Source organism: Pseudomonas benzenivorans, from assembly GCF_024397895.1.
GTDB lineage: Bacteria > Pseudomonadota > Gammaproteobacteria > Pseudomonadales > Pseudomonadaceae > Aquipseudomonas > Aquipseudomonas benzenivorans_A.
Window position 1 is genome coordinate 1815305 of record NZ_CP073346.1, and the last position, 19227, is coordinate 1834531.

General features: G+C 65.8%; 16 protein-coding genes. 9 read left to right on the forward strand and 7 right to left on the reverse strand.

Going from position 1 to position 19227, the window contains the following annotated elements; genetic code table 11:
- Nucleotides 1–454 precede the first annotated feature (454 nt).
- The gene (locus tag KDW96_RS08555) at nucleotides 455–2851 is read right to left on the reverse strand and encodes a putative bifunctional diguanylate cyclase/phosphodiesterase (RefSeq protein WP_255840498.1); all 2397 of its coding nucleotides are present in this window, start codon (nucleotides 2849–2851) and stop codon (nucleotides 455–457) included.
- Nucleotides 2852–3338: 487 nt separating this feature from the next.
- On the opposite strand from KDW96_RS08555, the gene KDW96_RS08560 reads away from it, so the two are divergent.
- Nucleotides 3339–4181, forward strand: coding sequence for a DMT family transporter (locus KDW96_RS08560; protein WP_255839996.1), 843 nt, complete (start codon nucleotides 3339–3341; stop codon nucleotides 4179–4181).
- 61 nt (nucleotides 4182–4242) lie between these two features.
- Nucleotides 4243–4725, forward strand: coding sequence for an LEA/WHy family protein (locus KDW96_RS08565; RefSeq protein ID WP_255839997.1), 483 nt, complete (start codon nucleotides 4243–4245; stop codon nucleotides 4723–4725).
- Nucleotides 4726–6372: 1647 nt separating this feature from the next.
- Here KDW96_RS08565 and KDW96_RS08570 read toward each other — a convergent pair.
- Nucleotides 6373–7341 (reverse strand): mechanosensitive ion channel family protein, encoded by a 969-nt coding sequence (locus tag KDW96_RS08570; RefSeq protein WP_255839998.1) that lies wholly within the window; start codon nucleotides 7339–7341, stop codon nucleotides 6373–6375.
- Between the two features lie 164 nt (nucleotides 7342–7505).
- Here KDW96_RS08570 and KDW96_RS08575 point away from each other — a divergent pair, with 164 nt between their 5' ends.
- The 6 genes from KDW96_RS08575 (at nucleotide 7506) to KDW96_RS08600 (ending at nucleotide 11590) form a co-directional block, all read left to right on the forward strand.
- A complete protein-coding gene (locus tag KDW96_RS08575; RefSeq protein ID WP_255839999.1) occupies nucleotides 7506–8135 on the forward strand; it encodes a glutaredoxin family protein in 630 nt (209 codons plus the stop codon).
- A 29-nt stretch (nucleotides 8136–8164) separates the two neighbouring features.
- Nucleotides 8165–8935: a phytanoyl-CoA dioxygenase family protein gene (locus KDW96_RS08580; RefSeq protein WP_255840000.1), complete on the forward strand. Its 771-nt coding sequence runs from the start codon at nucleotides 8165–8167 to the stop codon at nucleotides 8933–8935.
- 100 nt (nucleotides 8936–9035) lie between these two features.
- Nucleotides 9036–9422: a hypothetical protein gene (locus KDW96_RS08585; protein ID WP_255840001.1), complete on the forward strand. Its 387-nt coding sequence runs from the start codon at nucleotides 9036–9038 to the stop codon at nucleotides 9420–9422.
- A gap of 113 nt (nucleotides 9423–9535) precedes the next feature.
- Nucleotides 9536–9880 carry a zinc ribbon domain-containing protein YjdM gene (locus tag KDW96_RS08590; RefSeq protein WP_255840002.1) on the forward strand — a complete coding sequence of 115 codons (345 nt, stop codon included), beginning with the start codon at nucleotides 9536–9538 and terminating at the stop codon, nucleotides 9878–9880.
- 126 nt (nucleotides 9881–10006) lie between these two features.
- Nucleotides 10007–10732 (forward strand): endonuclease, encoded by a 726-nt coding sequence (locus tag KDW96_RS08595; RefSeq protein WP_255840003.1) that lies wholly within the window; start codon nucleotides 10007–10009, stop codon nucleotides 10730–10732.
- Nucleotides 10733–10852: 120 nt separating this feature from the next.
- On the forward strand, nucleotides 10853–11590 hold the full coding sequence (locus KDW96_RS08600; RefSeq protein WP_255840004.1) for a substrate-binding periplasmic protein: 738 nt from the start codon (nucleotides 10853–10855) through the stop codon (nucleotides 11588–11590).
- A 29-nt stretch (nucleotides 11591–11619) separates the two neighbouring features.
- Here KDW96_RS08600 and KDW96_RS08605 read toward each other — a convergent pair whose 3' ends face one another.
- On the reverse strand, nucleotides 11620–13602 hold the full coding sequence (locus tag KDW96_RS08605; protein ID WP_255840005.1) for a GGDEF domain-containing protein: 1983 nt from the start codon (nucleotides 13600–13602) through the stop codon (nucleotides 11620–11622).
- Between the two features lie 310 nt (nucleotides 13603–13912).
- On the opposite strand from KDW96_RS08605, the gene KDW96_RS08610 reads away from it, so the two are divergent.
- A complete protein-coding gene (locus tag KDW96_RS08610) occupies nucleotides 13913–14719 on the forward strand; it encodes an NYN domain-containing protein (RefSeq protein WP_255840006.1) in 807 nt (268 codons plus the stop codon).
- 95 nt (nucleotides 14720–14814) lie between these two features.
- Here KDW96_RS08610 and leuD read toward each other — a convergent pair whose 3' ends face one another.
- The 4 genes from leuD to KDW96_RS08630 all read right to left on the reverse strand — a co-directional run bounded on the left by leuD (nucleotide 14815) and on the right by KDW96_RS08630 (nucleotide 19146).
- Complete coding sequence (gene leuD, locus KDW96_RS08615) at nucleotides 14815–15468, reverse strand: 3-isopropylmalate dehydratase small subunit (RefSeq protein WP_255840007.1); 654 nt, start codon at nucleotides 15466–15468, stop codon at nucleotides 14815–14817.
- 19 nt (nucleotides 15469–15487) lie between these two features.
- Nucleotides 15488–16891, reverse strand: a complete 1404-nt coding sequence (leuC, locus tag KDW96_RS08620) for a 3-isopropylmalate dehydratase large subunit (protein WP_255840008.1) — start codon at nucleotides 16889–16891, stop codon at nucleotides 15488–15490.
- A 76-nt stretch (nucleotides 16892–16967) separates the two neighbouring features.
- Nucleotides 16968–17906, reverse strand: a complete 939-nt coding sequence (locus KDW96_RS08625; protein ID WP_255840009.1) for a hydroxymethylglutaryl-CoA lyase — start codon at nucleotides 17904–17906, stop codon at nucleotides 16968–16970.
- Between the two features lie 22 nt (nucleotides 17907–17928).
- On the reverse strand, nucleotides 17929–19146 hold the full coding sequence (locus KDW96_RS08630) for a CaiB/BaiF CoA transferase family protein (RefSeq protein ID WP_255840010.1): 1218 nt from the start codon (nucleotides 19144–19146) through the stop codon (nucleotides 17929–17931).
- Nucleotides 19147–19227: the final 81 nt, after the last annotated feature.

Consider the following 19227-nt stretch of genomic DNA (forward strand, 5'->3'; position numbering starts at 1 on the left):
CAATCGGGCAGCGCGACTCAGGCAGGACGAAAAGCGACAAGAGACGAGAAGATGTGTCAAACGACTCACGACACCATGACAGCTAGACGCTACTGATAGGGCCTTCAGCTGTCTAGAATGCGTGTCGAAAAAGTGTCGAAAACAATAACCACGAAAGGCCAGCACTGACCTAGAGAGCGAGTACGGATGCCGCGAAACGACTGGCTTTAGCCAAGATATACCAACGATGGGCGGATCTGGAAACGGGTTCAAATCCCCCCGGCCCACCAAATAAGCCCCTGAAAAGCCTAGTGTTTTTCAGGGGTTTTTTCTTTGGGTGTCGAAAAAGTCAGAGAAAAGCTGCGCGCAACTCCTGCAGCGGCTGACAGATGCTCAAGCGCCTAGCCCACAGTCAGCACCTGACGCAGGTCAATCGGCTGCTCCCGAATAGCACCACAGTTTCTGCACCGGCAAATCAGCTCTCGACCAATGACCTTTCGCGCACAAATGCGCTGAACTGGTCGCCGGGCAGCGGTCGGGAAAACAGGTAGCCTTGATGGACATGGCAGCCATGATTGACCAGGAAGGTGCGCTGCGCCTCGGTGTCCACGCCTTCGGCGATTACCCCGAGACCCAGGCTCTGGCCCAGGCTGACAATGGCGCAGGCGATGGAGGCGTCGTTCGGATCGACCAGCACGTCCCTGACAAAGGACTTGTCAATTTTGAGTTCATCCAGCGGGAGGCTCTTGAGGTAGGACAGCGACGAGTAGCCGGTACCGAAATCGTCCAGGGATAGGCCGATGCCACTGTTCTTCAATTCGGCCATCTTGGCGATCGTGTTTTCTATATCTTCGATCAGCAACCCTTCGGTCAGCTCCAGCTTCAATCGCTGCGGATCGGCGCCAGTGCTGTCCAATATCGACAGCACCTCGCCGACGAAGTCAGGATGGTGGAACTGGCGTGCGCTGACGTTCACCGCCATGGTCAGTCGAGCGCTTTCCGCATGCTCGGCCCAAGACACCAGTTGGGCACAGGCGGTTTCCAGCACCCAGCGGCCCAGTGGCAGAATCAGTCCGGTTTCCTCCGCCACGGAAATGAACTCGATCGGCGAAACGCTTCCGCGTTCAGGTTGAATCCAGCGCACCAACGCCTCCGCCCCCAGGATGCCGCCCTCGTTGTTCACCTGCGGCTGGAAATGAAGGAGGAACTCCTTTCTCTGCAAGCCCTGGCGCAAGTCCGCTTCCAGCCTGGCCCGTGCCGTGGCGACCGCCTGCATTTCCGGATCGAAGAAGCGCAGGGTGTTACGGCCCGCGGCCTTGGCGCGATACATCGCCAGGTCGGCCCGCTTCATGATGTCATCAGCCGTGCTCAGCGGCCCCTGGAACAAGGCGATGCCGATGCTGGGGGTGCTGTGGTGCTCATAGCCATCCAGCTGGTAGGAAATGTTGAGCGCGCCGAGGATCTTCTCGCCAATCGCCTGGGCCTGGACCACCGCCTCGGCCGGTGCTTCGTCCAGATCCTCCAGCAAGACCACGAACTCATCGCCGCCCAAGCGAGCCACGGTGTCGCTATCGCGGACGCAATCGGTGAGGCGCAAGGCGACCTGCTGCAACAGCGTGTCGCCCCGGTCATGCCCCAACGTGTCGTTCAGCACCTTGAAGTTGTCCAGATCGATGAGAATGACCGCGCTCGTGCTCAGGCTTCGAGCGCTGCCCGACAGCGTGTGCTGCAAACGGTCCAGCAGCAGTCGCCTATTGGCCAGGCCGGTCAACTGATCGTAGAAGGCCAGTCGATTGACCTCCTGCTCATTTAGCTTGCGCTGGGTGATATCGGTGTTGATCGACAGGACGGACTGCGGCTGGCCGTTCTCGTCTCGCACCAGCGTTCCGCGACTTTCCAGGGTAGTGCAGCTGCCATCCTGGCGCCGAAGGGAGACCTCACCCGCCCAGTCTCCCGTCTCGATCAGGCACTCGAGGGCCGACTTGCAGGCGTCATCGCCCTGATAGATCAACTCTCGTGCCGATCGGCCGAGCGCCGCCTCCCCTGAGACCGTGTAGAGACGTTCGGCGCTCTTGTTCCAGTAGAGAATGCGCAGATCCATCCCGTGCACGACGATGGCGTCCTGCGCCTTGTCGAGCAATGACGCCTGCTGGCGGAACTGCCGTTCACTTTCGCGCAACTCCTGAAGATACCCCTCCCTTTCCGCGGCATACGCCTCCATTTCGCGCCGGATCTTGCTGCCATAGGCTACGGCCGCACTGACCATGATCAGCACGAACGCCATGATCGCGTACTCGACCTGGCGCAGCACCTCTACCGACTCCAGCTCTTCCTGCAGGAGCGTGCCTTGAATCTGGCCGACGCGCCCGCGCACGGTGGCGAGAGAGGCGAGCAGCTCGGCATATTTCCGGTCCATTGTGGCCATCCGCTTGCCGGCCCTATCAGGCTGATCCGCCTTGAAGAAGGAAAAGATCAGCGAAGCCTCGTTGACCATCTCCCCCATCGCCACATCGACGGCATCCACCTCATCCTTCAGCGCAAGCGTGAGGGCCTGGATATCCACACCGCTCCCGGCTTGATCCTCCATTCGAACCTGTAGCTGCGCTTTGGCCATTGCCAGGTGTTCGTTGAAGACGCGCAACGCCTCACTCATTCTGCGCGACTCCGCTTCGACCTCGAGGGTATCGAACACGTTGTTGCCAGGCGCGTTGACCTCGGAGGCGAAACTCCCCAGCGCCGAGTAGCTCGAGAGTTGCTGGACCCATGACTGGTTGGCCTGGATCGACCGGTGATAGGTGTCGACGATCTGATGATTCAAGAGCACACCGAGCACCACAACCAGCACATCGAATCCGGCAAGAAAGAAATACATGAGGTGCCATTTTTTCGAGCCAGAGCCGTGCTGATTGCCGAGGACATCGGCCTTGCCGCCATGTTCACCATCGGGAAAAACCATTGAAAGGCCTCCAACTGCACACTTTCTAGATCTGCCTGCAACAGTGCTTTCCGGAAACTCATCCGATTTCGATGCGACAACCTTTCTGCCCGAGGAGCTCACGCGACCAGCCCACGGTTGTTGGCGCAGAGGCCAATCCGCCTGCCGACATGGACGGCGATAGCGGTAAAGCGATAGTGCGAGTGAGGCGCCCTTTTACGAGGGTCGAGCAGATAAGGGGGAAGTCCGCATCGCGCCCTGCAAGGTGGCTTGGCGCCTCTAGATACGATAGTCAAAAAAACCCTTTCAGCAGGCTTGCGGTGACGACCGTCTTGAATGGTCGAGGACGGGCCACCTAGCCCGCGAGCGGCGGCGCGGCCCAATTGTGCTTAGATTGGCCGGCACCGACCGCCGCGGATTACCCATGACTGCTCGAACCCTGCTGCTGACCGCCTTGGCCATGGTTGCCTTCGCCGGTAACTCCCTGCTCTGCCGGCTGGCACTGCGCGACACGGATATTGACGCGGCCAGCTTCACCAGCCTGCGCATCGTCTCCGGCGCCCTGACCCTTTGGCTGCTGCTGCGCCTGCGCGCCAGCGACAACGCAGGCGCCGGCAGCTGGTTCGCCGCCGCTGCGCTGCTGGCCTATGCCGCGGCCTTCTCCTTCGCCTACCTCAGCCTGGATGCCGGGGTCGGCGCCTTGCTGCTGTTCGGTGCGGTTCAACTGAGCATGAGCGCCTGGGGCCTGTATCGCGGCGAGCGTTTCAGACGCCAGGCCAGCGCCGGCCTGGCGCTCGCGATCGGCGGCCTGCTGGCGCTGTTGCTACCCGGCGCCAGCGCGCCGCCGCTCGGCGGCGCGCTGCTTATGCTGCTGGCGGGCGTGGCCTGGGGGGCCTACTCCCTGCTCGGCCGTGGTGTGGCCGACCCACTGGCGGCCACGGCCGGCAACTTCCTGCGCGCCGTACCCATGGCACTGTTGATCAGCGCACTGCTGGTGGGCCAGGCCAGCTTGGACGTGGCGGGACTGGGCTATGCCGTGCTGTCCGGTGCGCTGACCTCGGGGGTCGGCTACGCCATCTGGTACAGCGCCTTGCGTGGCCTGCAAGCTTTCCAGGCCGCCACCGTGCAGCTCAGCGTGCCGATCCTCGCCGCCCTGGCCGGCAGCCTGCTGCTCGACGAGGCCTTGACCCTACGCCTGATAGTCAGCGCCGCGGCCGTACTCGGCGGCATCGCCCTGGTGCTGAGCGCCAAGCAGCACGGCCGCTAAGGCGGTCACCTCGACGCGATCTTCTATGCTCTCCCCACAGCCCGCCGTGGAATGCCGAACCATGCTTCTTCGCTCACGCCCTCTCCTGCGCGCCCTGCTGCTTTCACTGCTGGCCTGCAGCCTCAGCGCCTGCGCCAACCTGATGCTCGACCCGCTGCGCATCGACCTGGTCGGTCTGGAGCCGCTGCCAGGGCAGGAACTGGAAATGCGCTTCTCCCTGAAACTGCGGGTGCAGAACCCGAACGACGGAGCCGTCGACTACGACGGCGTGGCGTTGGAATTGGAGGTGAACGGGCAACCGCTGGCCAGCGGCGTGAGTGATCAGCAGGGGCAGGTGCCTCGCTTCGGCGAAGCATTGATCAGCGTGCCGGTGAGCATTTCCGCCTTCGCCGCGATCCGCCAGGCCTGGGGCGCCGCGGGCTATCAACCCGGCCAGGGTCTGCCCTACGCGCTGAGCGGCAAGTTGGCGGGCGGTTTGTTCCGGACCATGCGCTTCGAGGATCAGGGGGTGCTGAACTGGCCGGAGCCGCCCACCGCCCCTTGAACATCGCCGCGCACTGATCACACAGGGCAGCGGAAACCGCCCTCTTTCTCAGGCTGCGGAGCGCCAGGTGATCGAGACAGGTGCTCAGTGGTGACCGCGGCCCTGCTTCCCGGGTACGACACTTGAGCGCTTGAGCGGCGAAAAGCAGGTCCCGGTTGCCGCCAGGTGATGGCCCGGGCCGAAAACAAGCCGCTTGAGCGCGAGCCAGGTGCAGCGCAGCGTTGCCCACAGGGCTGCTCCGCAGGCGGCCAGGCTGAGTACGCGGTTCTGCGCGCCACGTTGCAAGTGCCGTGCGGAGAGCATGCGAGCGCCTTGTACAACATCGCCCGAGCCCTTATGAGGCCGCAGAAGACTGCTGAGGTAGTGCCCGGCGATGATCGGTGCATCGGCGTCGGACCAGTGATCGCTACTGCCTCCCGGATAACGACTCGGCATCGCCCGTGCTACTCGCGGATAGCCTCCCGGCATCCCCGTACTGCTCTTGGTACCCATTGTTCGTCCCGTCCTGTCGTGAGATCCACCGAATCGCCAGCATGGCGATCATTCTCATCCTCAGGCTTCCCAGCCGTGCCGCTTCTTCTCCGCCAACGGCTTGCAGCGCCACACTGAACAGCGCCCTTGCCGTGTTATTGGTTTAGCTGCGCCACGGACGAACGTCAAGACTCCGACAAATCATCAAGCCCACCTAAAATCCATACTAAATATATGAAACTAAAGACTATTCTCTAATTGTAAAAAATATAAAAAGCTTCCCTTATAGCCAATGAATAGCGCCATACATCCCCGTTTGATGCACGCTCGTCCGTTGGTTCGCCCACCTCGACGACCCCATTCGGGAACAGCCGCGGTCGATCGGCGTCGCGGCACAGTGGGCCCGCGTGGTGATTGGCCGATTCGTGATCATAGGGGATCGCCAAAGCCGCTTCGCTGGCAAACCGTACAGGGAGAATGGCGGGCGCCCAACGGCTGCCCTGTGCCGTCCCGGCAGCAGTCTTGGGTGTCCTACCAGGGTCACACGCCCCTTACCCGGCTTGGAGCAGCGCGCCATCCGAGCAATCGGCCCGGCAGCGCTGCCGTTCAGAGCACCACATCCACTGCGACCAGCGCCGCCAGCAGGGTGGCCGCCAACAACAAGAGCGAGCAACAGTGAACCCCGACAAGCGTTGATCTGTCCCTGACAGGTGCTTCCTTCTGCGTGGATGAACCGACCAGTAATGGCCGTGACTTTTCCCACCTACCCGCATTTCTGGCCATTTCATTGCCTCCCTCGTACTGCGCGACGCCAAGGGGCAAGGTCGCAGTCTGTGCTGCCGCACGGTAAGCGGGGAAAGAGCCAATGGCAGCATCCGCTTCCCGAATCAGGCTTGAACAGAACTCCCACAGGGGTCGAGAACGACTCAGGCGGACCATGCACCATTGCCCTGGCAGTGCAGCGAGCCGAGCTCCGCCCCGAGGGCGTTGGGCGCTCTTCTTTGCGCGAGCGTATCTAAGGTATTAGTAGCGCCAGGCGCTCACGTCAAAATCATGCCTTGGCCTGATACAGATCGATCAAACCTGATAACCACTTGATTAACAAAGCCATTCAATAACAACAGTCACTGAGCAAGGAGATGTTCGCCGCGGATCCGACATACGGTTCGCTGCCTCTTAGCGATGCGGGTCCTCACCCTTGCGCGGCGCATCGCCCGACACCTGCAGCCGTTGGCCATCGCCCAGATCCAGGCGCAGGCTGCCCGAGCGCAGGTGCAGGTCGCGCTGGGGAAAGGGAATCTCCACCTCGGCCGCGCGCAGTTGGTCCTCGATGGCCCACAAGAAGCGCGCATGGGTGGCACCGGGGGAGACCATCAGGTCGTGCTCGACCCACACCACCAGCTCGAACTCCAGGCTGCTGTCGCCGAAGCGGGTCAGCCACACGTCTGGCTGGCGCCCCGGCAGGCTGGTGATACAGCCCGGCACGTCCTCCACCGACTTGAGCACCGCCGCCTTGACCCTGTGCTTGTCGCTGCCGTAGGCCACGCCGAACGGCACATGGATGCGCCGGTACTTCTCGTCGAAGCTCCAGTTGGTCACCCGGCCGTTCACGAACTCGGAGTTGGGCACGATGATGTCGACCAGGTCGTTGGTGGTGATGCGCGTGTAGCGCATGCCTATCTCGGTGACCCGACCCATCACCCCGGACTGCAGGTCGACGAAGTCGCCGACCTTGAGGGTCTTCTCCAGCAGCAGAATCAGCCCGGAGATGAAGTTGCTGAAGATGTTCTGCAGGCCCAGACCGATACCGACGCCGATGGCGCCGCCGACCAGGGCGATGTTGGTCAGATCCAGGCCCAGGTAGCGCAGGCCCACCAGGGTGCCGATGATCCACACCGCGTAGCGGATGATGCGGGTCAGCGCATACATCCCCGAGGAGTTCATGTGGATGCCCTTGCCCCGCGCCGCGACGTTGTGCAGGCCGTGCTCGAGCAGCGAGGAGAACCACCAGGCGAAGAACAGGATCAGGCCCAGGCCGACCAGGCGGGCCAGGTGCAGATCGGTCTCGCCGATCTGCAGCCAGGGCGTGGTCGCCCAGCGCCAGAGGGTCTCGAGAACGTTGTCGGTGAGTTTGTCCAGTTCCATGCTCGGCGCCTGCGCTGGGGAAAAAGGGCGCGATGCACGGCCGCAGCCGTCTCGCTTGTCTGAGGATAGCTGCCAGCCCGCGCACGCCCCGCCAGGAAGGGTGCGCGGCGGTGCTTGGCTATGCTCAAGGGAGCGCCGCCAACCGACCCCATGCAGGCACGCCCATGAGCACCGCAGCCGTTCGCATCACCCTCTACCGCTGGGCCGGCGCCTTCGGCCCGTTGAAGATCAAGGTGCCCTGCGGCGAATGCGCCCTGACCCGCGACGTGATCGAAGACTGCCTGGCCTCCGAACTGGCCGACATCCCCGTGGAGCTGCAGGTGCGCGACTGGCTGAGCCTGTGGTGGCGCCCCCTGCTCAAGGGCGGCTGGCATGCGCCCATCGTGATGGTCGAGGGGCGGGTGATCAGCCAGGGCAACGCCCTCAATCGCGGGGTGCTGACCGAAGCGGTGATCGCCCACCACGCCGGTCGCAGCCCGGTCAGCGGCAACCACCTGTTCGGCAAGGCGAGCTGCCCGCACTGCCAGCGGGCCAAGGGCTACCTGACGCGCGCCGGCATCGACTTCCGCTACCACGACGTGGTCAAGGACTCCCGCGCCCTGTACGAGATGCTGGCGCGGGTCAAACCGCTGGTGGGGCCGAGCACGCCGATCACCGTGCCGCAGATCTGGCTGGACGGTCACTACATCGGCGGCGCCGACCAGCTCGGCGAGCGCCTGCACAGCAGCGTGGAGCCCAACCCCGAGCGCGGCCAGTCGTCCCTGGCGGTTCACGACCTGACGCGCCACCACTGAGGCGGAAGGCGCAAGCCGAGGAGCGAGCCATGCAGGCAGACCCCGTAGCGCCGAGCACCACCGCGGCGCACCTGCAGGCCCTGCACGGGCGCGGCTTCGTCCTGCTGCCCGGCGTATTGTCGGCGTCGCAGGTCGCCGAGCTGCGCCAGGCCATCGACCGCCTGCAACCGCAACACTGGGACTACAGCGGACTGCTCGACCACTACAAGTGCGTGTTCAACCGCGACCCGCTGTGGTTGCCCTACCTCGACCCACCCGGGGTGATCGACCTGGCCGAGGCCGCCCTCGGCGCCGACTGCCACGTCATCGGCCAGACCGCCTGGCGCTGCCACCCTGGTTTCGTCGGCGCAGAGCTGCACCTGGACTACCTGGTGATGCCGCTACCGCCAGTGCTGCTGGCCGATCCGGGGTTCGAGCTGCCGATGCAGATCCTCACGGCGCACCTTTACCTCGATGACATCGATGCCGACCTCTGCCCCACCCGCGTGGTGCCCGGCAGCCACCGCGCCGGTCGCGCGCCGCAGCCCGGCGAGCAGCACTGGCAGGGCACGCCGGCGCAGCCGGTGCTGTGCCGGGCCGGCGATGTGCTGATGTTTCGCAGCGAGCTGTGGCACGCCGGCAGTCGCAACCGCAGCCACGACCGCAGCCGTTACCTGCTGCAGGTGCACTACGGCCGGCGCATGGTCGCGCAGAAGTTCTCACCCTACCTGGCCTGGCGCTTCAACCCCGAGGTGCTGGCCGCCTGTACCCCGCGCCAGCGCCGCCTGCTGGGTGAGCATGAGGAAGCGGAATACGATTGAGGCGCGCCTTTACACAAGCTTTACTTCGCCCCCGCGGATTTTCGCCCGCATGCATGGTCAAAAAATAACCAACCCGGCAACTGCCGAAGGAGGTTCCTCCATGCTTGGCCGCTTTTCCCTGGTTAGCCTGCTGCTCGCCAGCCTGGTGATCAGCAGCGATGCCTCGGCACGCGGATCGCGGCACGATGCCGCGGTCGCCGGGGCGCTGGTCGGCGCGGTGATCGGCGGGGTGATAGTCGCCAACAGCCGCTACGAGCGCGCGCCTGTGTATGTCGAGATAGGTCCGCCGCCGCCCCGGGTGATCTACTACGAACCCTATCGGGGCTACTACTCGCCGCCGCGGGCGTACTACCACGCCTACCCACGGGTGGTCGAACCGGGCCACGGCTACAAGCCGCGCTTCCACAAGCATCACCACCGGCATCACCACAAGCACCACCATCGCCGTCATCACCGCCACGGCGGCTACTACGGCTCGCGCTGGTAGGCTCACCGCGCGGCGCCCTCGTCTATCCCGAGGGCGCGAGCGCGGGCGGCCTTATCGCCGCTAAACCCTATACACTGTGCGGCTTTCAGCCTATTGCCCTGCGAGGAGCCTCAGTGAGCACCCTGCCACCCTGCCCGAAATGTCAGTCCGCCTACACCTACGAAGACGGCCAGCTGCTGGTCTGCCCGGAATGCGCCCATGAATGGTCCGCCAGCGCCGAGGCGCCGGGCGCCGGCGAAGAGGCCAAGGTGATCAGGGATGCGGTGGGCAACACCCTGCAGGACGGCGACACCGTCAGCGTGATCAAGGACCTCAAGGTCAAGGGCTCGTCGCTGGTGGTCAAGGTCGGCACCAAGGTCAAGGGCATCCGCCTGGTCGACGGCGACCACGACATCGACTGCAAGATCGACGGCATCGGCGCGATGAAGCTCAAGTCCGAGTTCGTCAAGAAGGTCTGACAGCCGCCCATCGGGCGCTCCCGGGAGCCCGAGCAAGCCTTTGAAATTATTGAATAAAAAGGCGTCCTGTAGGCCTTTTCGGCGCCCCGAGCGGCTATCATGCGCGGCTTTTGCCCCGAGCCCCGTATGCCCCGCCTGCTTGTCCTGCTATGCCTGCTGTTCACCCTCCCCGTCCACGCCGAAGCCCCGCAGTCCTTCTCCGCCGCCAAGAAGATCGCCTGGAAGCTCTATGCCCAGCAGCAGACCACCTTCTATTGTGGTTGCGCCTATGAGGGCAACCGCGTGGACCTGGCCAGTTGCGGCTACCAGCCGCGCAAGCAGCTGCGTCGCGCCCAGCGCCTGGAGTGGGAACACGTGGTCCCGGCCTGGGTGATCGGCCACCAGCGCCAGTGCTGGCAGCAGGGCGGGCGCAAGAACTGCAGCCGCAACGATCCAGTATTCCGCGCCGCCGAAGCCGACCTGCACAACCTGGTGCCGAGCATCGGCGAGCTGAACGGCGACCGCTCCAACTACGCCCTCGGCATGCTCGGCGCCGCGCCCGACCAGTACGGCGCCTGCCCGATGCGCGTCGACTTCAAAGCCAGGACCGCCATGCCCCCGGTGCCGGCGCGCGGCGCCGCGGCGCGCATCTACCTGTACATGGCCGATCACTACCGCCTGCGCCTGTCGCGCCAGGACCGCCGCACCTACGAGGCCTGGCACCGCCAGTACCCGGTCAGCGCCTGGGAGCGCTGGCGCAACCAGCGGGTCGGCTGCGTCATGGGCCACGGCAACCCCTACGTAGGCGCCGTCGATCAGCGGGCCTGCACGCCGCAGCAGCGCGCCGGCACTTTCCATTCGTCCAACGGCTGACAGACGCAAATTCCTGGTCAACACTTGCCATTCGATAGCCGTACACACACACGACGGAGGGGCATTGCCCGACAGCCGCTGACCGTGCCATGCTCCGTCGCCCAGCCAACTGGAAATTCCATGCGCTATCTGCTGCTTTGCCTGCTTCTGACGCTTGGTTCCACCTCAATGGCCGAGCCCTGGAAGGTGGTCGGTGACGAGCAGTTCGCCCCCTACAGCTTTGTTGCCGGGCCCGACACGGCGCCCCAGGGACTGGACGTCGAGCTGATCAGCACCGTGCTGCGGACCGCCGGGGTCGACTATAAGCTGCGCCTGTACCCCTGGCAGCGGGTCAAACGCATGCTCGAACAGCGCATGGTCGACATGGCCTTCCAGTTCGCCGGCACCGCCGAGCGCCACGCCCAGTACCTGCTGGTCGGCCCGATCCGTACCGGCTCCACCGTGTTCATGACCACCCACAAGGTCCCCTTGGCCGACTGGCAGCAACTCAGCGACCTGAGCCCCTACGTCATCGGCCAGGTTCAGGGCTACGCCTATGAATCGACCTATGATCAGGCCGCCCTGAAACGTGACAGCGGCGCCCAGACCCCGCGGCAACTGGTGGCCATGCTGCTGGCCGGGCGCGTCGACCTGATCGTCGGCGACCACATCCAGCTGCTGCATTTTGCCCGCGAAATGCGGGGCGAACAGAAGCTGCGCATCCTGCCCAGTCCATTGACGCAGATGCCACGCTACGTCGCCTTCGCCAAGGACGACCAGGCGCGCGCCGAGCGCTTCGCCGCGGCGCTCGAGCGCCTGCAGAACGAAGGTCAGCTGGACGCCATCTACCAGCGCTGGGGCCTCTCCCCGCAAAGCTGAAGGCGACGACGTCGCCCCGTACCCGCCACTCAGCGCACCTCCAGTTCGAGGGTTTTCGCCTGATCGCCGCTACCGCGGATCAGCACGATCCTGGCCTGGTCGCGGCCATTCTGCTTGGCGAGATAGAGCGCGTCGTCGGCCAGTTTATACAGGCGCTCCAGGCTCAGGTCGGCGCCGGCCTGGACGCAGGCGATGCCGACCGACACGGTCAGGCGGCAGGTCGCCCCCTGCTCCGGCACCTCGATGACCAGGTTGCGCACCGCCTCGAGCACATGCCCCGCGAAGGCTTCCACCTTAGCGCCGTCGACCTGATCGCCGCTGGCGAACAGGGCGAACTCCTCGCCGCCGAGGCGAAAGCAGTGATCCCCAGCGCGCCGGTGCAGCCCAGCCAGGCATGCACCGAGCTGACGGATCGCCTGGTCGCCGACCCCATGGCCATAACAGTCGTTGATGAGCTTGAAGTGGTCGATGTCGAGGATTGCCAGGGTCGCCCACAGGGGCGTCGCCTGCAGGCGGACCAGGCGCGCCACTTCCAGCGGCACCACATGCAGGAACTGACGGCGGTTGTGCAGTCCCGACAGTTCGTCGGTGATCGCCAGCATGGCCAGGCGCTGGTTGGCCTGGGTCAGTGCCTCGGTGCGCGCGGCGACCTGGGCATCGAGGTCGCGGTTGGCCGCCAGCAACGCCTGACGCGAGGCCTCCAGCTCGCTCGCCGTCTCGCGAAAGCGCTTGGCCAGCAGGCCGAACTCGTCGCGGCGCCGCGGCAGTTCGCTGCCCTGCAAGGCGCTCAAGCCCTCCCCGCCGACCTTTTCGGTCACCCGGATGAAGCGCCGCAACGGCGCCAGCACATAGCGCGCGATCAGCAGCCAGAGCACGGCGAACTCCGAGAGCAAACCGAGCAGCGCAATCCCGAGGATGACCGTGGCGGCCGCCATCGCCTTGTTCTGCAGCAACTGCTTGGGATAGACGTTGACCAGGTACCAGTCCGGCCCGTCGATGCGGGTGTAGGCCAGGAAGGCATCCTCGGTCTCGACTACGCCGCTGCGCCGACTCTGCCCGGTGACGGCAGTGAAGATGCGCTGCAACTGCGGACGGGCTCCGTCGATCTTCAGGGCGCCACCGGCGGCCTGAACCTCCGCCAGCAGCGGCTCGTAGGCGACCAGGCTGCCATCGGCGGCGAAGGCCAGGTTCTCGGTGCCGTCCAGGGCATCCTTGAGGGTGCGCTGCACGAACTCGTCCAGCAGGATGTCCTGGCCCAGGGTGGCCACCAGGCGGTCTCCCAGGTAGACCGGCTTGAGGCTGCTGAGCATCCACATCTTGGCGGTCGCGTCGAAATAGAAGTGGGTCCAGACCGTTTGGCGCTGGGGATTCCGCGTTTCGTTGGCGCTGGCGACGAAGATTTCGTCGGGGAAATGGGTGTCGGCCGGCACCTGATGCAGATAGGGCACGCCGATGAACTCACCAAGCAGCAGGTTTTCCGGCGCCGACAGGAAATAATTGATGTATTGGCCGGTGGCGGTCCAGGCGCTGCCGTACCAGTCCAGCAGCCCGGCCATCAGGGCCGCGCGGTGGCGCAACTCGGGCGTCAGCTCGACGTCGCGTCCGATGAAGCCGGTGAAGCCGCGATGCTGCAAGCCGTCCTTGAACACCAGGCCGTCGTACCAGCCGCGCCGGGTGCGCCAGGTGCCGTCGGGCCAGGGCTCGAAGTAGTCATCGAACAGCGCGGTGCCGGTCGCCAGCGGCACCGCTTGCAGTTGCTCGAGCAAGGCCTGCTCCACCGCCTGATGGTGGCGTTCGGTCTGCAGGAACTGCTCCGAGTCACGCCGGCCGCGCTCGGCGATGAACTGCTCGAGCTGCTCGATCACGCCCTCCTCGAGCATGCCCGCCACATGGTAATAGCTGGCCACGCACAGTAGCGCGGCGATCACCAGGCTGCGCAGGGCACCGCGCACGATGATCTGGGTTCGCAGGGAGGTTCGCGCGGGCTCAGCAGCGGCTTTGTCGACGGTCATCGCGGTGTCTCGACTGCAGTCACAGGTTCGGATCGCCCTCGATGCCGGCGCAACAGACGCAGGCGGAAATCCAGTGGCGGGCAGCAGTTCGGTTGTTACGGGCCCGTCGAGATGCGCCGACGACGCAGGGCGCGGACGCCTGTCGTCCCTGCAGGCAGTTAGCCATCAAGCAGGTGGGGCGCGCAAGCCCCGCCGGCCGGGCCGATCAAGCGTTCGCCGAACCAGCCGACCAGGTGCACGTCCTGCCCGGGCCTGGCGCCACGCCGGCATCCGCAGTATGGTCGAGACACCTTCAGATCAAGGACGAGCCATGGCCGCCAAACCCAGCGCAACCCAGCAACAGAAGCTGCTCGCCGTACTGATCGACGCCGACAACGCCTCGGCCGCCATCGTCGAGGGCCTGTTCGAGGAAATCGCCAAGTTCGGCGTGGCCAGCGTCAAGCGTATCTATGGCGACTGGACCCAGCCCAACCTGGGCAAGTGGAAGCAGGTGCTGCTCGACCACAGCATCCAGCCGATCCAGCAGTTCGCCTACACCCGCGGCAAGAACGCCACCGACAGCGCGTTGATCATCGACGCCATGGACCTGCTCTACACCCGGCGTTTCGATGGCTTCTGCCTGGTCTCCAGCGACAGCGACTTCACCCGCCTGGCCGCCCGCCTGCGCGAGGAGGGCCTGACCGTATACGGCTTCGGCGAGGAGAAGACGCCCTCGCCCTTCGTCTCGGCCTGCGACAAGTTCATCTACACCGAGATCCTCCGCGCCGATGCCGACGAGCCGGCCGAAGGCACCGACAAGGCGCCGGCACCTGCCAGCGATGGCCCGGGCGCCGCGCCGGCCAAGGCGGCGACCAAGAAGAAGCCGCAGCGGGTGCCGGTGGACTTTATCGCCAAGCTGATCGACGACATCGACGACGAGGACGGCTGGGTCGAACTGGGCGTGCTCGGGCAGAACATCAGCAAGCTGCGCCCGGCCTTCGACGCGCGGCTGTACGGTTTCAAGAAGCTCAGCGAGCTGATCAAGGGCCAGGCCAAGCGCTTCGAACTGCAGGTGCGCGGCAGCAGTGCGACCGGCGGCGAGGCGCTGTATGTGCGCAATCGCAAGGCGGGGAAATAACGCGAGGCACGGCGGCCAGCCGGTCGACCAGGCCCCGCGGCCGAACACAAAAAAGGCCAGTCTCCGACTGGCCTTTTTTGTGTGGCGGGGAGCGATCAGGCCGGCGCCTGGCCGGCGAAGACCCAGGGTTCGGCCGCCTGGCGGGCGCTCTCGAAGTCGCGAATGCGCTCGGCGTGCTGCAGGGTCAGGCCGATGTTGTCGATGCCGTCGAGCAGGCAATGCTTGCGGAAGGGCTCGACCTCGAAGCGCAGCTGCCGGCCATCCGGCAGGCTGACGCTTTGCTCGCGCAAATCGACCGCCAACCGGTAGCCCTCGGTGGCCCCCACCGCGGCGAACAGCGCCTCCACCTCGGCAGGCGGCAGGACGATCGGCAGCAGGCCGTTCTTGAAGCAGTTGTTGAAGAAGATGTCGGCGAAGCTCGGCCCGATCAGCACCCGTATGCCGAAGTCTTCCAGTGCCCAGGGCGCATGCTCACGGCTCGAACCGCAACCGAAGTTGTCTCGGCACAGCAGGATGCCGGCGCCCTGGTAGCGCGGCTGGTTGAGGACGAAGTCCGGATTCAGCGGACGCGTCGCGCAATCCTGGTCCGGCTGGCCCTCGTCGAGGTAGCGCCAGGTGTCGAACAGATTCGGGCCGAAGCCGCTGCGCCGAATGGACTTGAGAAACTGCTTGGGCAGGATGGCATCGGTGTCGACGTTGACGCGGTCGATCGGTGCCACCAGGGCCTCGAACTGGGTAAAGGCTTGCATGGGGAGATCCTCGCAGGGTTCAGAGCTGACTGACGTCGACGAAATGGCCGGCCACGGCGGCGGCCGCGGCCATGGCCGGGCTCACCAGGTGGGTGCGGCCGCCGGCCCCCTGGCGGCCCTCGAAGTTGCGGTTCGAGGTCGAGGCGCAACGCTCACCGGCACCCAGCCGGTCGTCGTTCATGCCCAGGCACATGGAGCAGCCCGGCTCGCGCCACTCGAAACCGGCCTCGATGAAGACCCGATCCAGCCCCTCGGCCTCGGCCTGCGCCTTGACCAGACCGGAGCCCGGCACCGCCAGGGCCAGCGTGATGTTCGGCGCCACCTTGCGCCCGCGCAGCACCTCGGCGGCGATGCGCAGGTCCTCGATGCGCGCATTGGTGCAGGAGCCGATGAAGACCTTGTCCAGGCGGATGTCGGCGATCGCCGTGTGCGGCTGCAGGCCCATGTAGTCGAGGGCGTGCCTGAGGTTCTGCGCCTTGGCCGGATCGGGATGCTGGGCCGGGTCCGGCACCCGACCGTCGATGCTCGCGACCATCTCCGGCGAGGTGCCCCAGGTGACGTGGGGACGGACGACGGCCGCATCGAGCTCGATTTCCTGATCGAAGTGCGCCCCGGCATCGCTGCGCAGGGTGCGCCAGAACGCCACCGCGCGATCCCAGTCCGCACCGCGCGGCGCCATCGGCCGGCCATGCAGGTAGTCGATGGTCTTGTCGTCGACCGCCACCAGGCCGACCCGCGCGCCGGCCTCGATGGCCATGTTGCACAGGGTCATGCGCGCCTCCATCGACAGCGCCGCCACCGTGCGGCCGGTGAACTCGATGGCATGGCCGGTGCCGCCGGCCGTGCCGATCCGGCCGATCAGCGCCAGGGCCAGGTCCTTGGAGCTGACGCCGCGAGCCAGCTCGCCCTCGATGTTCACGCGCATGGTCTTGATCGGCGCCACCTGCAGACACTGGGTGGCCAGCACGTGCTCGATTTCCGAGGTGCCGATGCCGAAGGCCAGCGCGGCGAAGGCGCCGTGGGTGCTGGTGTGGGAGTCGCCGCAGACGATGGTCATGCCCGGCAGGGTCGCGCCCTGCTCGGGGCCGACCACGTGGAGGATGCCCTGGCGATGGTCGTGCATGCCGTACTGGGTGATCTTCAGGTCGCTGCAGTTGCGCTCCAGGGTCTCGACCTGCAGGCGCGCGACCGGGTCGGCGATGCCCATCAGGCGAACAGTGGTCGGTACATTGTGGTCGGCGGTGGCCAGGACCGACTGCGTCCGCCAGGGGGTGCGCCCGGCCTGGCGCAGGCCCTCGAAGGCCTGGGGACTGGTGACCTCATTGACCAGGTGGCGATCGATATAGAGCAGGGCCAGGCCATCGGCCTCCTGGTGCACGATGTGGCTCTGCCACAACTTCTCGAACAGGGTTTTCGCGGTCATCGCGCTTTCCTTCTTACGGATCAGTTTACGGATCAGTGGCGACCCCGGGACAGGGTCTAGACGGGGCGAGGGGCGCTCAGGCGGCGACGCGGCGCTCGCGCAGTTCGGCGCGCTTGCCGGCGCGCATCACCTGCCCCGGCACCTCGTGACCGAGCAGCTCAGGCAGGCCCCGGGCCAGGCCCAGCAGGGCATCGAGATCGACCCCGGTGGCGATGCCGCAGGACTCGAACATGTGCACCAGGTCTTCGGTGCAGATGTTGCCGGTGGCGCCCGGGGCGAAGGGGCAGCCGCCAATGCCGCCGAGCGAGGCGTCCAGGCTGGTGACCCCGGCGTCGACCGCCGCCAGCGCGTTGGCCAGGCCCATGCCGCGGGTGTTGTGGAAGTGCAGGGTCAGGGGCACGCCGGGGAAGGTCTCGATAAAGCGGCGACACAGCTGGGCGACCTGCAGCGGGTGGGCCATGCCGGTGGTATCGGCCAAGGTCACGCTGTGCATGCCCAGGCCCAGGTACTGCTCGGCGGCCCAGATAACCCGGTCCACCGCCTGATCGCCCTCGAAGGGGCAGCCGAAGGCGGTGGCGAGAGTGCCGTTGACCTGGGTCCGGCCGCCGCGCACCACGTCCATGACCTGGGCGAACTGCTCCAGCGACTGCTCGCAGGTCATGCGCATGTTGGCCAGGTTATGGCTCTCGCCGATGGACATCACCAGGTTGATCTCGTCGACGTCGCAGGCCAGCGCCCGCTCGCAGCCCCGCACATTGGGCACCAGCGCGACATAGGTCACCCGTGGATGGCGGGCGATACCACGCATCACCTCCTCGGCGTCGCGCAGGTTGGGGATGGCCTTGGGCGAGACGAAGGAGGTGACCTCGATCTTCGCCAGGCCGCTCTGCGACAGGCGGTCGATCAGGGCGATCTTGTCCGGCGTCGGCACGAAACGCGCCTCGCCCTGGAAGCCGTCGCGCACGGCCACTTCGTTGATGAACAGGCGCGCGGGGGCATTGGCTAGCAGACTCATGCGGTTCTCCTGAGGGATGTATTCAGACCACGCCTTGGGCGCGCAACTGTTGCAGGGCGGCGGCGTCGATACCGAGGCCAGCCAGCACCTCACCGGTATGCTGGCCCAGCTCCGGGCCCAGCCAGTCGGTGCCGCCGGGGGTGCCGCTGAGCTTGGGCACCACGCCGGGCAGCTCGATCGGCTGGCCGTCGGGCAGGTCGTGCTGCTCGATCATCTGGCGGGCGCGGTAGTGCGGATCGGCGTGGATGTCGGCGGCCGTGTAGATGCGCCCGCTCGGCACCGAGGCCGCTTCGAGGATCTCCAGCACGGACTCCAGGTCCCGCTGTCCGGTCCACTCGCTGATGGCCTGGTCGAGCCGGTCGTTGTGCTGGACGCGGCCATCGTTGCGGGCCAGCTGCGGGTCATCGGCCAGGTCCTGGCGGCCGATCGCCCCCATCAGGCGCTTGAAGATGCCGTCGCCGTTGCCGGCGATGATCACGTAGCGGCCGTCGCCGCAACGGTAGGTATTGGACGGCGAGATGCCCGGCAGGCTGGCGCCGGTGCGCTCGCGGACATGGCCGAAGCTGGCGTATTCCGGGATCAGGCTCTCCATCACGCCGAACACCGACTCGTACAGGGCCACGTCGACGAACTGGCCCTCGCCGTTGCCGTTTTTCAGGTGGTACAGGGCCATCAGCGCGCCGATCACCCCGTACAGCGAGGCCAGGCTGTCGCCGATGCTGACGCCGACCCGCACCGGCGGCCGGTCCGGGTAGCCGGCCAGGTTGCGCAACCCGCCCATCGACTCGGCGATGGCGGCAAAGCCGGGCCGGTTGCTGTAGGGACCGTCCTGGCCGTAGCCGGACACCCGCACCATGACCAGTTTCGGGTTGATCCGCTTGAGGTCTTCCCAGCCCAGCCCCCAGGACTCCAGCGTGCCGGGGCGGAAGTTCTCGATGACGATGTCGGCGTCCTTGACCAGGTCGCGGATGATGGCCTGGCCGGCTTCGGACTTGAGGTTGAGGGTCACCGACTTCTTGTTGCGGCTCTGCGAATACCACCAGAGCGAGGTGCCGTTGTGCAGCTTGCGCCACTTGCGCAGGGGGTCGCCGGTGCCGGGGGACTCGATCTTGATCACCTCGGCGCCGAACTGGGCCAGCAGGCCGGCGGCATAGGGACCGGCAATCAGGGTGCCCAGCTCGATCACCTTGACGCCCTTGAGCGGGCGCTGCTGATCCGCGGGGGTGGTCTGCGTATTCATCTGCGTTTCCTTTCAATCATTGCGTCGGCTGAAGGGCGATCGGCGAACCGCTGTCGGCTGCTTGGCCATCCACCCTGAAGT